The organism is Streptomyces sp. NPDC046939 (assembly GCF_040644575.1).
Lineage (GTDB): Bacteria > Actinomycetota > Actinomycetes > Streptomycetales > Streptomycetaceae > Streptomyces.
This window is the reverse complement of record NZ_JBEYWV010000027.1, coordinates 1-20,940: the sequence shown is the minus strand read 5'-3', so window position 1 is coordinate 20,940 and position 20,940 is coordinate 1. Positions and strand designations below refer to the sequence as shown.

Sequence of the window (20,940 nt, the reverse complement as noted above, 5' to 3'; positions counted from 1 at the left end):
GGTAGCCGTGGGAGGGAGAACCGGCAGGAGCGGTGGCCGGCCGTGCCATGGGGTCGCGGCGGGGCAGGAGGGCATCGCCCCGCGCTTCCTCACCGTCCGGGCGGGCGAGGGGCTCGCGGACGTCGCCGCCCGCGCCTACAGCACCCCGGACGCCGTCCGCCGCCTCCTGGCCGCCAACCGCCCCGCCGTGTCCGGCCCCGAGGACGTGCACGCGGGTGTCGTCGTACGGGCGCCGTCGGCCTGAGGTGCGTTCACCCTCCCCCATTGCAACGACTTCCCGCAAGGTCGTTGCGTTGCGCTTCCCGTCGTTGCAACGAAAAACGCGCTTCTAGCTGCTGCTTAAGCTCGTTGGGCTCATAAATGAGTTGCCCGCCCCCTGAACGCAACGTAGCGTTTCCCTTATCGGAAACCAGGGAGGGGGTGCCGCAATGGAATCGGCGACAGCGCAGACGCCCGGGGCCCTCGCCTCCTTCGTGCGATTCGTGGGGCTCGGGGGCGGCGTCGGCGTGGCGGCGAGCCTCTCCGTGCCGGTGGTGGCCGGGGCCGGGGCGCTGCCCTGGGCCGTCGCCAACGCCCTGGTGACCGTCGCCTCGACCCTGCTCTGCACCGAGCTGCACGCCCGCTTCACCTTCGCCAAGGGCCGCCGGGCGAACCTGCGGGAGCACTGGCAGTCCGCCGGGTCGGCGAGCGCGGCCTATCTGGCCACCAGCCTCGCCGTGCTCGTCCTGCACCTCGTGTGGTCCTCCCCCGGCGCGCTGACCGAGCAGGCCGTCTACCTCGGCGCCTCCGGTCTCGCCGGTGCCGGGCGGTTCCTGGCGCTGCGGCTCTACGTCTTCGCGGCCCGCGCCCGTACCCGTACCCGTACTCCCTCTCGAATGGGGACAAGCGGTTCGCCAGAAAATACGCAACCTGGTGGCTCGAAAGGGTTCCGGGAGTGCGTGGGCGTTGCCTGACGCGTGGACGGCAGTTAGTCAGGAGCCTTTGCAGCGCCGAGTAGGGAGCAGCAGTTGCTGGAGACGACCGCCGACCATGTCATCGACCTGCTGGTGCGGATGTTCCGGCTCGCACCGGGGGACGTACGTCCGGACGTGCCGCTGTACCGGCTGCACATCGATTCGCTGGAACTGGAGGAGCTGCGGCTCATCCTGGAGGATGAGCTGGGCTGCGACCTGGAGGACGTGCACCTGACGTCCCGCAGCACCGTGCAGCAGCTCCTCGACGTCGTGTGCGAGAAGGCGGCGGTCGCGTGAGGCCGGGAACGCGGGGCCCGTCCGCCGTCGCGGTCACCGGCATCGGCCTCGTGACCGCCGCCGGGCGCAACACCAAGGAGACCTGGAACGAGGTCACCACCGCGCGCGTGCCGTCGGGTGTGCGCAGGCCGGAGTCGCTGCGGGACCTGCCGTGCGACTTCATGTACGTGGTCGAGGGCGTGGAGCCGGAGACGGAGCTGGGCCGGGAGATCCGGCTGATGGACCGCTTCGCGCAACTCGCCGTGCTGGCGGCGCGCGAGGCCGTCGCCGACGCCGGGCTCACCCCGCAGACCTGGGACGGCGCCCGTGTCGGCGTGGTCATCGGCTCGGCCCACGGCGGGCTGCGGTTCTACGACGAGCAGCAGGCCGTGCTCGACGGGCGCGGGCCGCGCCGGGTCTCCCCCAAGGTCGCCCCGGTCACCGTCCCCAACAGCGCGGCGGGCAGCGTGTGCCGGGACCTCGGCGCGCGCGGCCCGAGCCTCGCGGTGTGCACGGCCTGCGCCTCGGGCACCGACGCGATCGGCACCGCCCTGGACTGGCTGCGCGCCGGGCGCTGCGACATCGCCGTGGCCGGCGGGGCCGAATCCCTGGCCTCGCGCCTGGTGTTCGCCGGTACGTGCCGGATGAAGGCCCTCTCCACGCGCGTGGACGACCCGGCCGCCGCCTGCCGCCCCTTCGACGTCGACCGGGACGGCTTCGTGGTCGGCGAGGGCGCCGGGCTCCTGGTTCTTGAGGACCCCGAGCACGCGCGGGCGCGCGGCGCCACCGTACGGGCGACCGTCGCCGGGTACGGGGCCTCCAACGACGCCTGCTCGGCCGTCGCCCCCGACGAGGACGGGCGGGGCATCGAGCGGGCGCTGCGCGACGCGCTCGCGGACGCCGACGTCGCCGCCCGCGACATCGGGCACGTCAACGCGCACGGCACCTCGACCGTCATGAACGACCTCGTCGAGAGCGCCGCCCTGCACCGCGTCCTCGGCGACCGCCCGCTCGTCACGTCCACCAAGGCCATGACCGGGCACGTCCTCGGCGCCTCCGGCGGCATCGAGGCGGCCCTGACCGCGCTCGCCCTGGAGGCGCAGCTCGTGCCGCCCACGGTCAACCTGGACGTGCAGGACCCGGCCGTGCCCGTAGAGGTCGTGGCCAAGACCGCCCGCCCCGCGCGCCTGGAGTGCGCGGTGTCCACATCGCTCGGTTTCGGGGGCCACAACGCCGCCCTCGTGCTCGCCCGTGCCTGAGGTGAAGGAACGCATGCTCACGGAATCCGTCCGCTCCCTGACCGTGGACGGGCTGTCCTACGCCTACCGGACCGTACGCGCGGGCACCGCGACGACCGAGCCCCTGGTCGCGCTGGGAGGCGCGTTCCAGGGCATGTACGACTGGGCGCAGATGGAGGACGCCCTCACCGGCGTCGCGGACCTGGTCACCACCGATCTGCCCGGCGCGGGCGACTCCGACATGCTGCGGCCCGAGCACGGCGTCGAACTCCTCGACGCGGCGCTGGAGGCCGTCATCGACGACCTGGGCGTGCCGCGCGTCAACCTCTACGGCTACTCCTACGGTTCGGTGATCGCCTACCGGTACGCGCAGCACCACCCCGAGCGCTGCGCCCGGCTCGTGCTCGGTGGTGTCCCCGCGCGCGTGAGCGCCGCGGCGATCGCCCGTGGCAGGGACGCGGGGCGGCTCGTCACCGCCGGGGACCTGGAGGGGTTCGCGGACGGGATCGCAGCGGAGATGTTCTGCCTGGACGAGGAGCGTTACGTGCACCGCCGCGACCTGGCCCTGCGCTTCTTCCGGCGCTCCCTGCTGCGTGTCGCCCGGCGCCCGCACGGCGGCTACCTCCTCGGCCAGGCCCTGGGCACCCACAAGGACCCCGTCGGCGGCCTCGCGGGCGTGCCCACGCTGGTCTTCAGCGGCGAGCACGACACCATCACCACCCTGGAGCAGCAGCGCGTCTTCGCCTCGGCGATCGAGGGCAGTCACTTCCTGACGGTCCCCGACTGCGACCACATGATGATGCTGGAACGCCCGGACGCCGCCATCGCCCTGGTCACCTCCTTCGCCACCGACACCCCGCCCCCCTTGCACGCCCTGCGCCCCGTGACACGCCTCGCGCAACGCGACCGCCGGAGCCGGGGCGCCGCCCTCCGCACGCCCTGACGCCCCGTAAATGGGCTGCGATGCGGGGCGGGCGCCCGGGAGCATGGGGGCATGGCCGGAACAGGGGAAGGCAGAGGTGAGTGGGTGCTCACCGGTGAGCCGCGGGTGTTCGAGCGGCTGGCCGGGGAGTATCTGCGGGCCGAACCCGCGCTGCACACGGTGCCGTTGGGCCTGCTCGCGGGGCTGCTCGCCGGGGAGGCACGGTTCGAGGGCGCCGTGGTGCGGTTCGGGGTGTGGCGCGACGACGGCGGGAAGGTGACGGACGCGTTCATCTGGACGCCGCCCGCGCCGCCGTACGTGAGCCCGCTCGGCCGCAGCGCCGCCGAGGCGCTCGTCGAGGCGGTCGACGCGGACGGGCCCGTGGGCGTCAACGGCACCGTCGAGGGGGCCCGCGCCTTCGCCGACGCCTGGCTGGCCCGGCATCCGGGCGGCTCGGTCAGCGAGAGCATGGCGAAGCGGCTGTACCGGCTCGACCGCCTCACACCGCCGGAGCCCGCGCCACCGGGCCGGGCCCGCGTCGCGACGGCGGACGACCGGGAACTGCTGGCCCGCTGGCACGGGGAGTTCATGGGGGCGGCCGAGCCGGGCGGGGCGCGGGACCTCGCCTGGGCCGACTCCCGTGTCCCGTACGGCGGGGCGACCCTGTGGGAGACGCCGGACGGCACCCCCGTCTCGATGGCCGGGGTGACCCGGCTCGTCGCGGGCACCGTGCGCGTCGCCCCCGTCTACACGCCGCGCGAGCTGCGCGGCCGGGGCTACGCGGGCGCGGTGACCGCCGAGGTCACCCGGGCCGCCCTGGCCGCGGGCGCGGAGCAGGTGGTGCTCTTCACCGACCTCGCCAACCGCACGAGCAACGCCCTCTACCAGCGGCTCGGCTACCGCCCGGTGCGGGACTTCACCTCACTCGGCCTGCGGCCCTGACCACGTGAAAAAGCTCAACGTCGCACACGGGGGGATGCGACGTTGAGCAGGGTCCACGCTAGCCGGGAACGGGGGCCTCCCCGACCGGTCCCGCGCACAGACGGCGGGAAATGATCCACGGGAAGCCCGTGTACGCGGGCAGTCTCGGCTGCGGCGTTCACCGCATATGGCCGAAATCGGGGGTTCAGGAGCCCGCGGGCACTATGTCCGCGGTGCCCTGCGAGCGGGCCGTCTTCTCGCCGACCTTGCCCGGCTCGATCGTGCTCGGGTCGACCGCCTCCAGGGGCGCGCCGACGATGTACGGGCAGTCGGGGTCCTCGGGGCAGTTCGGCCGGTCGTGCGGCAGCAGGTAGAACGTGCGGCGGGCGAACAGGCCGCTGTCGGAGCTGCGCGGGGCGCGCGGAGTGAGGTTGGTGTAGCCGATGAGGCGGCCGTCGCGCTCGTAGCGCGGCTTGCCCTTGCGGGTCCTGACCTTGTCGAGGGCCTGGCGTACGTAGTCGAGATCTTCCGGGTCCTCGAGCCAGACGACCTCGGCCTCCTGGGCGAGATCGCCTTCCTGCGGCATCGCGCTCATCGGGCCTCCTGTGTCCGGGCGGCCGTGCGGCGGCCTGTCCTTGTGGTGTGCGAGCGGCTCTGACCTGCGCGGGCGGTGCGCGCCTGGTCACGGCCGCGCTCTCCATCGTACGGTCGGCCGGCGGGCGCTCCCAGTGCGCCGGGGATGCTCACGGTGCCTTTCCTGCCTCAATGTCGCTTTCGTCGGGAAGCTCGGGGAGCAGGGCGAGGCCGGGGTAGAGCTTGGCCGCGTTGCTTTTGATCATCTCGGCGGGCGAGGCGAGGCCGAGCTCCTGGCGGATGCGGCTGGCGAAGGCGCGCGGTGTGGAGGCGCGGATGGACTCCTCGAAGCACCAGCGGCCGTAGGTCTCGTAGAGGAGCTTCTGCTCCACGCGCAGGTCGGCGTCGGCGCCCTTCATGCAGCGTTCGCTGATGAAGCGGCCGATGTGGTCCTCGGTCGTCTCGTAGGCGGCGGTGGCGATGCGTACGGAGGCGGGCCCGGTGAGCGGGTCGCGGGTGGCGAGGTACTGCTTGGCGCCCTCGATGAGCCACTGGAGGATGCCAGGCCCTTCGTCGGCGACGAGTTCGGCGGCGAGGTTGTCGATCTTGCGTTCGTTGGGTACGCGGCGTTCGAACGGGATGATCCGCATGCGGCGCCAGAAGGCGTGGCCACCGGTGCCGACCTCGGGGCGGTGGTTGCCGAGCAGCCAGAGCTTGTGGGTCGGGGTGAAGGTGAAGAAGTTCTGCCGCATACGACGGGCGGTGATGGTGTCGCCGCCGGTGAGGAGCTTGACGCGGGCCTCGTTGAACTTGTCGTTGGGCTTCAGCTCGCTGCACACGACGATGCGGCGGCCGTGCAGCTCGGTCAGTTCGGTGGAGTGCTCGGTGAACTTGCCCTTCTCCATGAGGAAGCCGAGCGGGGCGGCGTTGGCGTAGTCGCCGAGAATCTGCATGGCCACTTCGAGCAGCACGGACTTGCCGTTGGCGCCGGACCCGTACAGGAACGGCATGACCTGCGCGCCCACGTCCCCGGTGATCGAGTAGCCGAGCAGCAGGTGCAGGAAGCGGATGACCTCCTGGCCCTTCTCGTCGTCGCCGAAGGTGTCGCGCAGGAAGCGGTCCCAGCGCGGGATCGGCATCTTCTGCGGGGCGACGGCGGTGGCCCGGGAGTGCATGTCGGTGAGCGGGTCGGGCTTGCGCAGTGCGCCGGTCTTCAGGTCGACGACACCGGCCGGGGTGCACAGGGCGTAGATGTCGCCGTCCAGGACATCGGGGTCCAGGCGCAGACCGGGGGCGGCCTGCGCCTGGAACAGCAGCGCCTTGAGGCCGGCGGTCGACTCGGAGTGGCGGCGGTGGGCGGCCAGTCTGCTCGTGGTGAAGCGGCCGCTCGGGTCGTGCTCCGCGAGCTGTTCGGCCATGTCACCGGCGGCCCAGACGGCGGCCTCGTCGCCGCCGGTGAGCTTCCAGCGGTAGGTGTCCCAGGAGTGCCAGCCCATGCCGATGACGTAGCGGAACTGGTCTCTGTAGAGGCGGGCGAAGAGCTTGGCGTTGCCCCGGTCGGACAGGGAGTCGGGGAGGAGGCCGTCGGGTGCGGGGGCGGGCGCCTGGGCCACTTCGAGAGTGGCGGTGGCGGTCGCGGCGGCGGGCCTGGCCTCCGTCTGCTGGGCGGGCAGGCTCGGCCCGCCGGCGGGCTCGGGCGCGACCGGCGTGTCGAAGTCGAACGCCTGCTGGCGGATCTGTTCGGCGGCCGTTTCGGCGTCGAAGCGGATGTGCTGCTCGGCGCTCATGAGCGTCCTCTGGGGTGGAACGGGCGCTGGGCGCCTGCGGACAGAGCGGACTCGATGACGAACTCGGTGACGGGTGCGGTGCGGGTCGCTTGCAGCGGGGATTCGGGGGTGTGGCTCGGGGTGCCGCTCCGCCCGGCGAAGGCAGCACGGACCGCCCTTCCCCGACGGCCGACAGGACGGTGCGGGCATTCTGCCGGAACCTCGGACACGCGCTGACCACGCCCCGGGGCGCCCGGCAGGGGGCGCCCGCACAGGGAGATCGGCCCGTCGCGCGGGGGGTCCGGGACCGTCGCCGGTGTCGCGGACTCGCGGGCCAATGGATCGTCCTTGTTCGGGCTGTTCGAGGCGTGCGGGAGGCAAGCGTCCCGAGGGGGAAGTCCTGGTCGGGGCGGGTGCCGGCGGGGTCGGCGGGGCTGAAGGGGCTCAGCTTTCAAGTTGACGGCCCGAGCGTAGCCCACGGTGACGGGTCGCCACGTGAGGGGGCTTTGCGTGTCGGAACCTTCAGCCCCTTCAGCCCCACACCCGCCTCCGCACCTACGGGGCTGAAGCGCGTCCAGACCCGCGGGCGGGGCTCAGCCCCTTCAGCCCCGCTCGGAAAAATACCAGGTCAGACGGGGTGGCCCAAAGAGCTGCGGGGCTGACGGGGCTGAAGGTCGTAGTTATCAGCTAGCGAGAGCATCGCAGTACTACAAGCATTCATATACAAGCCTTCTCACAGCCTCCTACGGGTCCTCCTATGCGCGCGCGCATATGCCAATGCTCTGAGTAGCTGATAACTAGAGGTCTCAGCCCCGTCAGCCCCGCACTTTTCGGGCGCACCTCTCTGACCTGCGGTTTTACGACGGGGCTGAAGCGGGGCCAAACCGTGCCGGGCCCTTCGGCCCCGCTTCAGCCCCGTTCAGCCCCGCCCGGTCCGGTGCGGGCGTCGGGTTACCACGTACGCATGACATGGGCGCGGGTGCGCGTCCACGGGGGCTGACTGTCGGGTCCGCGTCAGGGACAACCGCAACCTTCAGCCCCGTCAGCCCCGTAACTCCTCCTGGTGCCCGGTCTGACCTGCGCGTATGGCAGCGGGACCGACTTTGCGGGGCGTAGGCATCGAACGCCTGACCTGCCCGCTGACCCGACCGGGGCTCGTCCACGCCGGGTGGCCGCCGGGCGCGGGACAACGGGAGGGGCTAGCCCCGTCCCCGATGATGAGGACCGCCCGCGCAACTGATCATTTCGACGCTCGGAGTACGTACATGGCGATCGACGCCACTACGCAGCAAGACCGCGACCGCGGCGACGACGACGGCCGCGATCAGGACCGTGAGCACGACCGCGCCACCGGGCGGGTGTGGGTCCTTCGCCTGGACCCCGACGGCCGCCCCTCCGCCGGGACGGTGCGACTCTCCTGCTCGCGCCCGGCCTGCCCCGACCGGCGCCTGCCCAACGCCTCGGCGGGCCGCAAGGCCGCCGTCGACCACGTCAACCAGCACCTCTCCCGCATCCGCGGTGAAGGCGGCCCGCGCGGCGACGCGCTGTGCGGCTGCCGCGCCGCCGACTGCGCGTGGCACACCCCCGACCCCGGACCGCTGCCGGGACGCCGGGACGGAGCGCGTCCGGCCCCGCTGCCGCCGTGCGGCGGCCCCATGGTCCTGTCGGTCTACGCGGACCGGGCCGGGCGGCTGTGGCGGATCGCGGAGACCTGCGCCCGCTGCGCCGCCTCCACCGGCGGCCGGGTCCTGGACACGGCCCCCTCAGCGCCCCGCTGCGGGCAGAACGGCCCCGCCCCGGCCCGGGAGAGCGCCGGGAGCCCTGAGGCGGCGCTGGAGGCCGTGGCGGCCCTCTTCTCCGACCAGCGGCCCTCCCCCGCGCCCCGGGTCCCCGCCGCCCCGGTGTTCAGCTCGCCGTCCCCCGACACCGCCGACGGGGCCGGGGGCGTGCCCCACGCGCGGGGCACCACACCGGCGGGCATGCCCCGGCGGGCCCGGCGCGGCGGAAAGATCGCCCAGCGCACCGTGCCGCACGACCTCCGGCCCGACACACTGCGCGTCGAACTCATCGAGCTCGGAGACGCCTTCCGCGCCTATCAGAAGTGCGCCGAACCCGACCTCGCCCGCCTCGCGCACCTGCACGAGCGCAAGGCCCGCGCGTTCGCCTCGTGGGCCGACGTCACCGGCGACCGGTCGCTGCGCGCCGAGGCCCGCCGCGCCGAGAGCGCCGCGCGCACCACGCGCGAGATGTACGAGAACCGGGTCGGACGCCCCCTCGACGACGCGGGCGGCGACGACGCGCCCGTGGTGGAGCGCCTGCTGACCCGGGGCCAGGCCGTCCAGGCACGGGCCGTCATCGACCACGTACGGGAGAACGCGCCGCTCCCGGACGCCGAGGCGCGCCTGGCGGTGCTTCTGCTGACGCTGCGGGCCGCGCGCGCGGGGGCCGGGAACGTCACCGGGCAGGACGTCACCGGCTGGCTCCAGGGCGAGGCGGAGCAGGTGTGCGAGCGGCTGGTGGAGGCGGGGTGGCTGCGGCTGCCCGGAACCGTGGAGGAGCTGCTCCGGTCGCGGCCTGAGGACCCGACGTCCTTCACCGTTCCGGCGCTGCTGCCCTCGGAGCCGCGCCCGTTCACCTTCGGCAAGTCGACCCGCTCCCGGCTGTCGGGGTGGGCGCAGCGGACGGTGGGCGACCGCAAGATCCGCAAGAGGAAGCTGGGCGCCGCCTGCCGGCTGCTCGCCCTGTACACGGTCGCCCACAGCTCGTTCGACGGGACCCTCGGCCGCCCCGGCCCCACCGGCGAGGACAAGGGCGACCGGGACGGCGGGCTGCCCGTGGACCAGGCCGCCGTGTTCTGCGCCCTGGCCCCCGAACAGGTCGCGGAACACGCCGAACTGCTGATCACCGCCGACTGGCTCGCCGAGGCCGAGGTCGACACGGTGGCGGGCCGGCTGCGCGGCAGACTCTCCACGAGGGTGCTGCCGCTGGGCGCGCTGCTGTAGCCGCCCCTCCCGGCCACCGCCCCGGACGCCGCCCCGGATGCCGCCGCCGGGTCAGGCGTCCCGGCGGCCCGGCAGGTACTGGTCCAGGACGACCGCCAGGAACTTGGTGTGGTCCGGCAGCCCGGACTCGGCGACCAGCTGGTCGATGATCGCCTTCTGCGCCCTGGTCGGCTTGTACTGCAGTTGCACCGGACCGAGGCCGCGCAGGTCGGAGTCGTCGGGCTTCACCGTCACCGCGAACAGCTTCGACTGGAACTTCGGTTCCCGGCGCGCGTCCTGCACCACCTGCGCGATGCCCTTCTCGGCGGCCGCCTCGACGGCGAGCAGCACGATCTGGGTGTGCGTGATGTCGTTCTGCTTGCGGTACTTGCGGAAGCGCGCGGCGACGTTCTGCGAGACGTAGAAGCCGACCGGCTTCGCCGTGTCCGCGTCGCTCAGCGGCTCCGGCGCGGGCTCCGGGGCGCTCTGCCGGGCGGGCTGCGGAATGACGGTCGCGGGCGCGGCCACGGTCTGCGGGACCGGCGCCACGGCGGGTGCGGGCGCGGCGGCAGGCGCCGGGGTGGCCCAGCCGGCCAGGGCAGAGGACGGCGCCCCTCCCCCGCTGAACAGGTTGCCGACGCCCTCGTCCGACATGCTCTGCTCGTCGTCCTCGTCGGTGCGCTTCTTGCCCTTGGGCGGGGTCATGCGGCAGCTTCCTTCCTCAGCTCGAGAGCCCGAGCGAACATCTCTTCGGTGAATCCTTCATAGTCGGCCGTCAGGCCCTCGACGGTCTCCGGCACGGACCGGTCCCCGTCCCTGCGCCGTTCGGCCAGCTCCTGCACGAGCAGACCCCGCTTGCGGACGAGCCGGGCCACCGACTCCGTGTGTCCGATGAGGTGCTTGAACATGTGCGCGTCCTCGCCGAGCACCTTGCGCACCTGCTGCCGTACGTCGGCGTGGATGCCGGTGTACGTGCGGCCCGTGTCGAACAGCAGCACGCCCAGCAGCTCCAGGTGCGGGTTGAGCTGGCTGACGAACCGTACGTAGGAGAACTCCAGGCCGATCTGGGCCAGGCCGTCCTCCGCTCCCCCATCACTCTTGACCGGGATGACCAGCCAGCGCGCCGTCGACAGGGCGAGCCGCTGCAGGGACGGGTTCTCCGGCGGGGTGTCGAGGATGATGATCTGGTACTGGTGCGCGATCGGCAGCAGGCAGTACAGCAACCGCAGGTAGGCGTGCGGGCCTTCCTTCGCCAGCAGCGTGTGGAAGAAGATCCCGAACTCGTCGCCCAGGGCGGGGCCGCCCATGACGACGTCGAGGTTCTCCCGCACGTTCTCCCGGGGCTTGAGCGGCGTCCCCGTCCTCAGCGACTCCAGCAGGCCCGTGCCGCCGTCGTTCCACTCGGCGCGCTTGTAGCCGAGCTCGCGGGCGATGTTGCCCTGCGCGTTGCAGTCGATGATGAGCGTGCGCAGACCGCTGCGCGCCGCCTTGCCCGCCGCGTTGGCCGAGACCGACGACTTCCCGACGCCGCCCTTGCCGTTGCCGAACATGAAGATGTGCGACAGCGACGCCCAGGGGATCGGGGGCAGCTGCATGTGGCTGCCAGGTGCTGCGAAGGGACTGGACATGGGTCCTCTCAGTCTGTTCAGGCCCGAACACGGGTGAGGCGCGGTGAAGCGCGGGTAAAGGTATGTCGCTTTTGAGGTTGTTCGTACGGCCGAAATTTCTCTCAGAACGATCCTGCGCTCAAAAACGCTCCGACACGGTGCCGAGTACCCCCTGGAACCCCTCCGTGGGGCCTCCTGAACGCCGCCGAACCACCGAAACAGCAGGCCAGTAGGGGTCCGGTCGATAACGGCCGAGCATGCCCGCCCATACCGCCCACCACCTGCTTCCTGGCTGTTCCGCTTACGTGGCCCCGCACCGCTGCCCAAGTGGCCTGACCTGCTTGGACCACATCTGACGCACCCGCAGAACTGTTCATGTCCAGCAGAGTTGCGGCGCAAGGAGATCGTCAGACTACCAGGGCCACTTCCGCCCTCACAGGGGGACACGCGGGCTTGCCGCCTTGTGGGTAAGGGGGGAGGTGTGTTGGCGGGTGGAGGGGTGCGCCTGGTGCTGGGTCAGCGGGTGTGTGGGCGGGCTGACTCGCGGTGGGATGGGTCTGCTGGGCTGTGCGCCTGTGGGGGTGCCTAGGGATGGGCGGGTCGGGGGGTGGGGGTGTGCGCTGAGGGGTGGTGCGGCTGATGTGGGGGCGGGCCTGCAAAGGGATTGGGCGAGCTGCTTGCTCCCTTGTGGGCGGGGCTGTTTGCGGGGTCCGTGGCGCTTGTGTGTGTGTACGGAGTTGGGAGTCTGCCGGGTATTGGGTGGGGGTGCCTGTGGCTGCACTGGTGAGCTGAGTTGCTGACAGGTAGGTCTTGTAGTGCGCTGGTGGGCCCGTGAGGACGCTGGTGGGTAGGCAGGCTTGCGGATTGGTCTACCCGTAGGTCACTCAATAGGCGGAGGGTCCGGTGCGCGTGCCTACCGACCCGCTTGTCCGTCAGCCTGTTTCTATTTGCGTCTGGGTGCAGATGTCCAGTGTGACTGGCCTTCTGATAGGCAGGCTGATAGGTGCGCCGATCCTCTCCCCTGCTTGGCCATGGATGCTTGTGCGGATCAGCGGAGCTGCTTGGAAGGTCATCGCCCTGTTGACCTGCTGGCCAGTTGAGAGGCCGGTCAGCAAGCTGGCAAGTCGGCTGGCTCCCTCGCCTGCTTGTCCTTCCACTGGCGGCTTGGGGAGCAGGTGGGCTCACACGCTGGTAGCCAAATTCGTGCGCGGGTAGGTGAGTACCCCTACCCGCCTTGTCGTTGTCCCTCGTGCAGAGCAATCGACTAGCAGACCAGCCCGCAAACAGATGGAATCTCTGGCTGTTTGAACTGTGGATATAGAAACCTTGATTATCGCAAGCAGGTCCACTTGCCCCTAGGTGGACAGTTCTGTCTGGAAGCCAGTGAAGGTACAAGCGAGCGCGACCGTTACGTGCGAGGCGTTGTTCACCGCCTGCTCCGAGGTTTGCACGCAAGCTTGTTCCGATGTTTGCGACGTTGTTTGTTTTGGCTGGTCAGAGGCCGTTTTACTGGTCTGGCTCGATCGCCATCCTATGGGCAACCAGTGCGCAGGCCAAGCACTCTGTACCGCCTCATCAAGGATCATCGACGTGGTGCCGGTTGCTGTGACAGCCGGACGTTGCCGGTCAGGAACTTGCATAGTGAGTAAGCGATCCAGGCTGGAGTGCCCCGGACCGAGTGCGCGCGGAACTTGCTCCGCCGGTGAGTACATCCCGCAGTCGAGGTAACCGCTAGGTTCGGCCACCATGCCTTCGGCTGCTGAAGCAGGGCTTATCGATCTCGAGAGTGAACGGCACGGGGCTACTCCGAGATCGAGGGGTGAGCGCGCAGTCCAGCCCGCGCGGACGATGGCCGAGCGCGAGGTGCATAGGTGGACTGCATACGTCAGCGGGTGAGCCGACAGTCCCCGCCAGTCGGGCGCCTGCACCGCAGCAATCCCAGCCCGCCTCGGAGCCGTGAGTCAGCCATCCGTAAACGTCCCCGTGGTCGAGGCGAGCGGGCAGCTTCCAGATGTCGAGCGGCTCCGAGGCCGGCCGAAGACTGCGTAGTCATGCGCGCTGTCAGCGACGTGCCGCGCACAACGGTGAGGCATTGCCAACGCGCGGTGACCTGTAGCTTCGTCGCGGCTCTCAACCGCCTCCGTCGCGAGTAGCAGCAGATCGTTGGCGGGCCCGCGCCCTGATCTTCGTAGCGCCATGAGCGGCTGGCCATGTACGCGCACCGTCAGGTCCACGACCTCTGCTCTGTCGTCGGCAAGCTGTCTGCGCGCCCCAACCTGACCTGTCCTGCTGCGCCTCAAAGGCCCCGCACGCGAGCAGCCCTGACGACGAAACGGAAGGCCGCCCCCCTTCTCCGTCGCCTCACCACTGGTACACGTTGGCACCCGGGCACGGCGCCCGTACCGAGCGGATGAGTGCACGCGCCCGCGTCCGGCCACACGCATCCCGGGCGGCCGTGCCCGCAGTGCTCAGCGGGCGGGGACGTGACGCCAGGCCGCCCCGTCGCAAGTCATGCCTCAGCCACCAGCTCCACGCCCAGCAGCAGCCTCCCGCAGCCGCACGAGGCGACGCGACACACAGCGCCCCCACCGACCTCCCCGCCCGCCAAGCCCAAGCACTCTTCGCCGCGCGCAGCACTGTCCCTCAGCAGCACACGGCGGGGGAGAGGCACAACACCCGCACCCAGAACACGTCACCCTGACCACCTCCCAGACCCGCCCGACACCCTGAGCACCCAGCCACACGCCCATCCCGCGCCCTCGCCGCCCAACGGGCCACCGGCCCACACCAAAACGCTCCTCGCTCGCGGCCTCTGACGTCCGAGGCCGCCCCGCAAGCCCCTCCCAGCGAAACCGCCCGAACCGCAGCGCCCCGCCCACCCAGCTCCGACGAAAGACCCCGCCCAGCCCCCACCGCCACCACCCGAACCCCCCACCCCGGCAGCCGGCATACCTGCACAGCGCAACCGGCTCCTCGCACTCGCTCACGAGTTCGGAGGCCCGGCAGAGGCGTTCCGAGGGCTTCTCCCGCGTTTTCGGGTGGCGCTCAGAATGGCTCTCAGAGAATTCATTGAGGGTTCAAGTAATTTGGGCGCGGCGGGGGAGTGGGAAGCGGATTCCCCGGTCCTGGCTCCCCGCTGTAGTCCCTCGGTGACCCTCAGCGGCCCTCAGCGCCGTTCTGCGGGCCGCTGAGCCCTCCCGGACGCTCCACGGCCCTCCAGGGGCCCGCAGGGCGTCTCCGGCGGCTCAGGGGGCTTCTGAGGCGGACGTGGCTTCTAGGTGCGCTCGGTGCGGTTCCCCCCGGCCAGCCGTCGACCGGGCCTCCGAGCCGCCCCCGACCTCCCCGGGGGACAAAACCTCCCAAACCACGGGCCCGGGACCAACGCCGTCGTTCGGTCCCGCTTCAGTCCCGTTTCAGTCCCGTTCACAAAAGCCCAGGTCACAGCCTTGCGCGCGCTTCCTTCGCCTCGTTTACGGGACTGACGGGACTGAACCCCCTTGTTCCTAATCATGTGTGTGTGCGTATATGCGCGCGTACGTAAGGAACACATAAAGAGTCGTACGTAGCTTATAAGGGGAAGGCTCAGTCCCGTCAGTCCCGTGATTTTTTGGGTGAACGGCTCTGACCTGCGGTTATGACCACGGGACTGAAACGGGACTGAAGCCCGCGCGGGACCGAAGGTGTTCTGGGAGGGGCTTCAGTCCCGTGGACCGGTGCCCGGAATGAGGCGGTAAGGGGCCAACGCGCGGTATGCCCGTGCGCGGGACTGACGGGACTGTAATTTCGACGACGCGCGGGGGCATACTGGGCGGGCCCTCAGGTGCGCTAGTCTCGGCAGCGCATTGTCGGAAACTCAGTCCCTTCAGTCCCGTTGGTCGTCGGGAGACCCCCGCTGGCCATAGGTTTTGTCAGGAACTGGGCGGCGACGAGCCAACCTCTGACCAAGGATTTCCGAGGACTAGTAGTGCCGCGTCAGCTTGCGCCGGGTTCGCAGGCCCCGGAGGGGGCCACGGAGCAGCCCCACGCTGTCGCCCGGTGGTGTGCCCGGGCGGGGTGGCCCGTGCATCCGCTGGCGCCCCGGCAGAAGACGCCCGCCGCCAACTGCGAGGCCTGCAAGGAGAGCCGGCACGCGCCCGCGCAGTGCCCGTGCATCCAGGCCGGTCGCTGGTGCCACGGCTTCCACGCGGCCACGACCTCCCTGGAACGGATCGACGCCTGGTGGGGCGCGCAGCCCAGGTTCGGGGTCGGCGTCTCCTGCGGGCCCGCCGACCTCGTCGTCATCGACGTGGACGCGCACGCGGCTCAAGTCCCGGACCGCTCGCGACTGTTGCCTGGCATCCCGATCGGGCCGAAAGTGGATCTAGCCGGTCTGGCCACCGGTTTCGACACGCTGGCACTGCTGGCCGCGCTGCGGGGGGTGCCCTCTCCCGCCGAGGACGAGGGCACACTGCGCATCCGTACACCATCCGGGGGGCTGCACATCTGGTACCGAAATCCGCATCCGGGGACGCGTTACAGGTCGTCGACCGGATCGAGCCCGAGAACAGCCCTCGCCTGGCAGGTCGACGTCCGTTCGGACAACGGTTACATCGTCGCGCCCGCGACCCGTACGACCGCGGGGCGCTACACGCGCGTGGGGGAGGCCCGGACGCCCGCCGCGCTGCCGCGGTGGCTCGCCGACGAACTCGCCCGCACCGGGCACGTCCCAGGGGCGCGGGAGACGCCCCAGGCCCGTGCCGTGGCCCCCGTCGCCGTCCGCGCGTCGGGGCGGCGCGCCCCGGCGGCCGCGAACCGCATCCTGGAGCCGCTGCTCGCGGAGGTCGCTGCCTGTGCGGCGACGCCGGAGGGGGCCAGCTTCACCGAGAAGCTGAACCGGGCCGCGTACGCCGCGGGCGGTCTGGTCCACGGCGGTCATCTGGCGGAGGCGGAGGTGCGCGACCTGCTTGAGGCGGTGGCGCGTCAGGCCAGGCCGCACCAGGAGCGACGCAGCCTCGCCGTCATCGAGTCCGCTCTGTCCGCAGGCGCCCAGCGCCCGTTCCACCCCCGAGGACGCTCATGAGCAGCGACGAGCAGCCGCCCCGCTTCGACGCCGTCGCCGCCGCCGAGCAGATCCAGCGGGAGATCCGGCAGGAGAGCCTCGACCTGGACCTGCCCGACCCCGACGCGGGGCGCGGCCGGTCCGGCGTTCCGGCGCAGCAGGCCAGGCCCCGCGCGGCCGGTGCCGGTGCTGACACCGGTGAGGTCCCCGTTCAGCACGCCGCCGTCGTCGACGAACCCCCGCCCCGGGGCCTGTTCCCCGACGAGCTGACCGACCGCGGCAACGCCAAGCTGTTCGCACGCCTCTTCAGCGACCGCTTCCGGCACGTGGAGGGCCTGGGCTGGTACTGCTGGGAGCAGTACCGGTGGAAGCGCACGGGCGGCGAGAAGGCGGCGCTGTGGGCGGCCGGTGACATGGCCGAGCAGATCCCGGCCAGCGATCCGCGCGGCCTGTTCAGCAACCGCGACCTGCTCATGCACCGCAGGCGCTCGCAGTCCACCGCCGGCATGAAGGCGCTCCTGCACCAGGCGCAGGCCGCGCCAAGCCTGAGCCTGGACCCGGACGTCCTGGACGGGGACATCTACGCCCTGTGCACCCCGGCCGGTGTCGTCGACCTGAAGACGGGCGCCCTGCGCAAGCCGGATCCGCTGACCGACATGCACTCGCGCGCCACGACGGTCGCCCCGCAGGAGATGCCGATCCCGCGCTGGGACCGGTTCCTGCGCGACACCTTCGGCGACGACGAGAAGGGCCTGGAGACCACGCGCTTCCTGCACGTGCTCCTCGGCTACTCGATCACCGGTGACGTGGGCGGGCAGGTGCTGCCGTTCCTGTACGGGTCGGGCGCCAACGGCAAGTCCGTGCTGCTGGACGTCATGACGCAGGTCCTCGGCGACTACGCCAACGCCGCGCCGCCCGGGTTCCTCATGGAGAAGGGCAAGTTCGCCGAGCACTCCACCGAGCTGACGGAGCTGCACGGGCGGCGGATAGTCGTGTGCAGCGAGCTGAAGCCGAACGACAAGTTCAACGAGGCCCGCGTCAAGCTTCTCACCGGCGGTGACAAGATCACCGCCCGGCGGATGCGGCAGGACTTCTTCTCGTTCACGCCGACCCACAAACTGTGGCTCCTGGGCAACCACCGCCCCGAGGTCGGCACCGGCGGACACGCCTTCTGGCGCCGCATGCGGCTGATTCCGTTCGAACGTGTTGTGCCCAACGAGCGGAAGATCGACAACCTTGCCGTGGAGCTGGTGCGCGACGAGGGGCCCGGCATCCTGCACTGGCTGATCGAGGGGGCCAAGCGCTACCTCGACACCCGCGACCCGCTGCACGGCCCCGTCTCGGTGCGCCTGGCGACGGCCGCGTACGAGACGACCGAGGACCACATCGGGCGCTTCATCGGCGAGTGCTGCACCAAGGGCGAGGACGGCCGTCCCAACCCCGAGCTGCGCGTCGAACAGAAGCTGCTCTACGAGACCTACTGCCGCTGGTGCGCCGAGGAGTCCATCAGGCCCTCCTCCAGCCGCGCCTTCGCCAGCCGCATCCGCCAGGAGCTCGGCCTCGCCTCCCCGGCCGAGATGATCAAGAACAACGACCGCAAGCTGTACCCGGGGCTCGCCCTGCTGCCCGAGGGCGCGCACGCCGAGTCGAACACGCACGGTGGGGGCGGGGGCCGGTGAGACGGGTGAGGCCTGACATCGCCCTGGGCGGGCAGGGGTGCTGCCCGTACCATGGCGGTGGCGACCTTAACGCGAGCCAATCGGGGGGGAAGAGAACACATGGCGTGACCGCCACACGCGCGGACCGGTGCCCGGTCCAGGAAAATCAGGAGGGTCTGCGGTCATGAGCTCGATGCTGCAGGACAGCCAGCTCGCCGACGAAGAAGCCGTGGTGTGGCTCGAGAGCACGGAGAACCTCGACTACGTACGCCAGGCCCTCGACAAATCGACCCGGCGCCGGGGCAAGCCGCGCTACGAGCGCGACGGCCGCATCATCGGCTACGCCAACCTGCTGCCCGGCGCCGACAAGGACCCCGACAGCGGTCTGTTCGAGCGCCGCACGTTCTTCCTCCTCCCGCACGACCGCCCCAACGCGCCGACCGGCCCCTACGAGGTCGGCGCCCCCGGCGAGGCCGTCGACCCACGCACCATCGCGCCGGGCCGGGTCGGCCTGAAGACGCCCCGCTCCCAGCGCGGACAGCTCACGGCCGCTTCCTCCTAGGGGGCGGCCGGGGCCGTCGCCGACACGCCCCTGGATACGTTTCACCCCACCGCTCTGCGCACCAGATCGGCGACGCGCTCCTCGTCGGCGGCGGAGAGCTTGGTCAGGGCGAAGGCAGTGGGCCACATCGTTCCGTCGTCGAGTGCTGCCTGGTCACTGAAGCCGAGGGTGGCGTACTTCGTCCTGAACTTCGCGGCGCACTGGAAGTGGCAGACGATCTTGCCGTTCCTGGCATAGGCGGGCATCCCGTACCAGAGTTTCGGCTGGAGATCGGGGGCGACGGCGCGGATGATCCGGTGGATCTTCTCGGCGAGGATCCGGTCGGCGTCGTCCATCTCCGCGATCTTCGCGAGGACCTCGGGCTCGGTGTTCGCCTTGGCGCCGCTTCTGGCGCGGCGTGCCGACTTCACCTCCTTGGCGCGGTCCTTCATCGCTTCGCGCTCCTCGGCGGTGAAACCCTCGTGCTTCTCGGAGACGGCCATGGAAGTTCCTCTCGTGATGTCTGTTGGACAGCCAGGCAGGTACGGGGTGGCGGGCGGGTGGTCAGGCGGACGGTGACGCGACTGGGGCCGGTTCCCAGGTGAAGCCGTCCGGGTCGGTGAAGGGCGTGGCGGTCGTGCCGTTGAGGACGATGCGGTGCGAGCCGCTGCCCTCGGCGTCCACACCCACGTCCTTGGCGAGGCCGCGGCGCTTGTAGAGCGCGAGCTTGACGGCGCTCTCCTCGGAGGTGAACTCGACGTACTTGCCGCCGAAGCTCTTGCCGACGGTCAGGCCCTGCTCGACGTAGAACTGCTTGCTGGCCTTGACGTCCTCGGCGCCGAGCAGCAACACGATCTGGTTGAACTCCTTCTTGGCGGGGCCGGAGTCCTTCTTCGCGGAGGTCGCGGCCTTCCAGATGGTGCCGTCGGGGGCCTGGACGACACCGCCGTAGCCCCACAGGGACTTGGAGGCGGGCTTCAGGGCCTTGGCGCCGAGCCTGAGGGCCGCGCCGAGGTAGGCGTCGACGTCGGCCGGCTGGGCGACGGTGAGCGAGAGGCTGAAGCCGCGGAAGCCGGACGTGGGCGCCTCACCGGCGCGCAGCCGCAGCCGCGGGCCGAGCCCGAAGGCGGCGGCGTAGAAGCGTTCGGCGGCCGCGACATCGGCCACTTCGAGGGTCACGGAGGCGAGTGAGGTCGTCATGCGGATCACGCTAGTTGCGGCTCGGTGGCGGTGGCTTCTTCATTCCTGCTCGATACCGGATCCGGCCGGGTCACGCGCCAGGGCAGCCCGTCCGGGGCGGTGACGGCGCGCTGCAGGTACGTGTCAGGGTCCATGCCGACCAGCTCGGTGAAACGTTCTCTGAAAACGCCCGGCGACGCGGCCCAGCCGACGGCGCGGCACACCTCGGCGACCTCGAGGTCACCGAGGCGCAGCAGCGCCATCGCCCGCTCCACGCGACGCGTCGTCAGATACGCGTACGGGGACGCGGAGTAGGCGAGCCGGAACTGCCCGCTGAGCCGGCCGGGGGCCATGCCGGCGGCGCGCGCCAGCTCCTCGACGTCCAGCGGGCGGGCGTACTCCCGGTCGATGCGGTCGCGCACCCGGCGCAGCCGTGCCAGGTCGCGCAGGTGCTGGGCGGCGATCAGGGCGCGCCGTAACGCGGGGTGGCACATCACCCGGCGTCCCGGACTTCCTGGATGCGGACCAGATTCCCGGCGGGGTCGCGGAAAGCGCAGTCCCGGACCCCGTACGGCTGGAGCGTCGGTTCCTGGACCACCTCGGCGGTGCTGGACTGCAGCTTTTCGAACGCGGAGTCGAGATCGCCGGTGGCCAGAAGAATCCAGCCGTAGGTGCCCTTGGCCATCATCTCGGCGATGGTGCGGCGCTCGTCCTCGCTGATTCCGTGGTCGACGGCCGGCGGCGCGAGGAGCAGAGAGACGTCGGGCTGGCCCACCGGCCCGACGGTGATCCAGCGCATCTTTCCCTGACCGACGTCACCGCGTACCTCGAAGCCGAGGATGTCGCGGTAGAAGGCCAGGGAGGCGTCCGGGTCGTCGTGCGGGAGGACAGTGGTGTGAATGCGGAGATCCATGACGCCAAGCTAACCGCGCGCGGGGCCGCGGGCTTCTCTGTTCCTGATCGGTTGTCGAAATTCCTGGACTGTCACCGATTCCATGACATGCGTGGTTCGTGTACGTTCATGAATTGACCTTCGTCGCGGAATTGCCCACACTGCGGGGGTGGCGGTGAAGAAGACGGACCGGGACGGCGCGAGCGGCGCCGACGAGCGCGAACTCGCCGACGCCGTGACCGCCCTGCGCGCGGCCGAGGCCCGCGTCGTCGAGGCGCTGCGCACGTACCTGTCCCGGGACCCCGTGACCGGGCGCCCGCCGCACGGCCGTATCGGCCGCGCCGCCCAGCTCACCGGCTGGGGCGAACAGCGGGTGAAGGAGACGGTCACCCCGG

Annotated in this window: 19 protein-coding genes; 11 read left to right on the top strand and 8 right to left on the bottom strand. The window is 71.1% G+C overall.

The features are described from left to right. Positions 1–7 precede the first annotated feature (7 nt). From ABZ877_RS27055 to ABZ877_RS27030, 6 genes are all read left to right on the top strand, one after another. Entirely contained in the window at positions 8–244 is a 237-nt protein-coding gene (locus ABZ877_RS27055) for a hypothetical protein (protein WP_361075671.1), read from the top strand. 184 nt (positions 245–428) lie between these two features. Next, complete coding sequence (locus ABZ877_RS27050; RefSeq protein WP_361075668.1) at positions 429–953, top strand: GtrA family protein; 525 nt, start codon at positions 429–431, stop codon at positions 951–953. 54 nt (positions 954–1,007) lie between these two features. Beyond that, positions 1,008–1,250 (top strand): phosphopantetheine-binding protein, encoded by a 243-nt coding sequence (locus ABZ877_RS27045; RefSeq protein ID WP_361075665.1) that lies wholly within the window; start codon positions 1,008–1,010, stop codon positions 1,248–1,250. Continuing rightward, positions 1,247–2,488 carry a beta-ketoacyl-[acyl-carrier-protein] synthase family protein gene (locus tag ABZ877_RS27040; RefSeq protein ID WP_361075662.1) on the top strand — a complete coding sequence of 414 codons (1,242 nt, stop codon included), beginning with the start codon at positions 1,247–1,249 and terminating at the stop codon, positions 2,486–2,488. The genes ABZ877_RS27045 and ABZ877_RS27040 overlap by 4 nt, the downstream gene beginning before the upstream one ends. Before the next feature lie 13 nt (positions 2,489–2,501). Beyond that, the gene (locus ABZ877_RS27035; protein ID WP_361075659.1) at positions 2,502–3,410 is read left to right on the top strand and encodes an alpha/beta hydrolase; all 909 of its coding nucleotides are present in this window, start codon (positions 2,502–2,504) and stop codon (positions 3,408–3,410) included. 51 nt (positions 3,411–3,461) lie between these two features. Next, positions 3,462–4,331 (top strand): GNAT family N-acetyltransferase, encoded by an 870-nt coding sequence (locus ABZ877_RS27030; RefSeq protein ID WP_361075656.1) that lies wholly within the window; start codon positions 3,462–3,464, stop codon positions 4,329–4,331. Between the two features lie 184 nt (positions 4,332–4,515). Here ABZ877_RS27030 and ABZ877_RS27025 read toward each other — a convergent pair whose 3' ends face one another. After that, positions 4,516–4,905: a DUF6009 family protein gene (locus ABZ877_RS27025; RefSeq protein WP_361075653.1), complete on the bottom strand. Its 390-nt coding sequence runs from the start codon at positions 4,903–4,905 to the stop codon at positions 4,516–4,518. A 148-nt stretch (positions 4,906–5,053) separates the two neighbouring features. Beyond that, positions 5,054–6,670 carry a phage/plasmid primase, P4 family gene (locus ABZ877_RS27020; RefSeq protein ID WP_361075650.1) on the bottom strand — a complete coding sequence of 539 codons (1,617 nt, stop codon included), beginning with the start codon at positions 6,668–6,670 and terminating at the stop codon, positions 5,054–5,056. A gap of 1,244 nt (positions 6,671–7,914) precedes the next feature. Between ABZ877_RS27020 and ABZ877_RS27015 the strand changes: the two genes are divergently transcribed. Beyond that, positions 7,915–9,651, top strand: coding sequence for a hypothetical protein (locus ABZ877_RS27015; protein ID WP_361075647.1), 1,737 nt, complete (start codon positions 7,915–7,917; stop codon positions 9,649–9,651). A 51-nt stretch (positions 9,652–9,702) separates the two neighbouring features. Here the strand turns inward: ABZ877_RS27015 and ABZ877_RS27010 are convergent, their stop codons facing one another. Together ABZ877_RS27010 and ABZ877_RS27005 are read right to left on the bottom strand one after the other, a co-directional pair. After that, positions 9,703–10,335: a hypothetical protein gene (locus ABZ877_RS27010; protein WP_361075644.1), complete on the bottom strand. Its 633-nt coding sequence runs from the start codon at positions 10,333–10,335 to the stop codon at positions 9,703–9,705. Then, positions 10,332–11,225: an AAA family ATPase gene (locus ABZ877_RS27005; RefSeq protein WP_361075641.1), complete on the bottom strand. Its 894-nt coding sequence runs from the start codon at positions 11,223–11,225 to the stop codon at positions 10,332–10,334. The genes ABZ877_RS27010 and ABZ877_RS27005 overlap by 4 nt, the downstream gene beginning before the upstream one ends. A 4,072-nt stretch (positions 11,226–15,297) precedes the next feature. Here ABZ877_RS27005 and ABZ877_RS27000 point away from each other — a divergent pair. From ABZ877_RS27000 to ABZ877_RS26990, 3 genes are all read left to right on the top strand, one after another. Then, complete coding sequence (locus tag ABZ877_RS27000; protein ID WP_361075639.1) at positions 15,298–16,296, top strand: bifunctional DNA primase/polymerase; 999 nt, start codon at positions 15,298–15,300, stop codon at positions 16,294–16,296. Further along, positions 16,293–17,954: a phage/plasmid primase, P4 family gene (locus tag ABZ877_RS26995; protein WP_361075636.1), complete on the top strand. Its 1,662-nt coding sequence runs from the start codon at positions 16,293–16,295 to the stop codon at positions 17,952–17,954. The genes ABZ877_RS27000 and ABZ877_RS26995 overlap by 4 nt, the downstream gene beginning before the upstream one ends. Before the next feature lie 163 nt (positions 17,955–18,117). Next, a complete protein-coding gene (locus ABZ877_RS26990; protein ID WP_361075633.1) occupies positions 18,118–18,495 on the top strand; it encodes a DUF6009 family protein in 378 nt (125 codons plus the stop codon). Positions 18,496–18,536: 41 nt separating this feature from the next. Here ABZ877_RS26990 and ABZ877_RS26985 read toward each other — a convergent pair whose 3' ends face one another. From ABZ877_RS26985 to ABZ877_RS26970, 4 genes are all read right to left on the bottom strand, one after another. Then, complete coding sequence (locus ABZ877_RS26985; protein WP_361075630.1) at positions 18,537–18,977, bottom strand: DUF1801 domain-containing protein; 441 nt, start codon at positions 18,975–18,977, stop codon at positions 18,537–18,539. 61 nt (positions 18,978–19,038) lie between these two features. Beyond that, positions 19,039–19,674 (bottom strand): glyoxalase, encoded by a 636-nt coding sequence (locus ABZ877_RS26980; RefSeq protein ID WP_361075628.1) that lies wholly within the window; start codon positions 19,672–19,674, stop codon positions 19,039–19,041. Between the two features lie 5 nt (positions 19,675–19,679). Next, positions 19,680–20,147 carry an AraC family transcriptional regulator gene (locus tag ABZ877_RS26975; protein WP_361075626.1) on the bottom strand — a complete coding sequence of 156 codons (468 nt, stop codon included), beginning with the start codon at positions 20,145–20,147 and terminating at the stop codon, positions 19,680–19,682. Next, the gene (locus tag ABZ877_RS26970) at positions 20,147–20,566 is read right to left on the bottom strand and encodes a VOC family protein (RefSeq protein ID WP_361075623.1); all 420 of its coding nucleotides are present in this window, start codon (positions 20,564–20,566) and stop codon (positions 20,147–20,149) included. The genes ABZ877_RS26975 and ABZ877_RS26970 overlap by 1 nt, the downstream gene beginning before the upstream one ends. Before the next feature lie 148 nt (positions 20,567–20,714). Between ABZ877_RS26970 and ABZ877_RS26965 the strand changes: the two genes are divergently transcribed. Continuing rightward, the coding region (locus tag ABZ877_RS26965) for a hypothetical protein (protein ID WP_361075620.1) at positions 20,715–20,940 on the top strand (226 nt) is incomplete at its 3' end.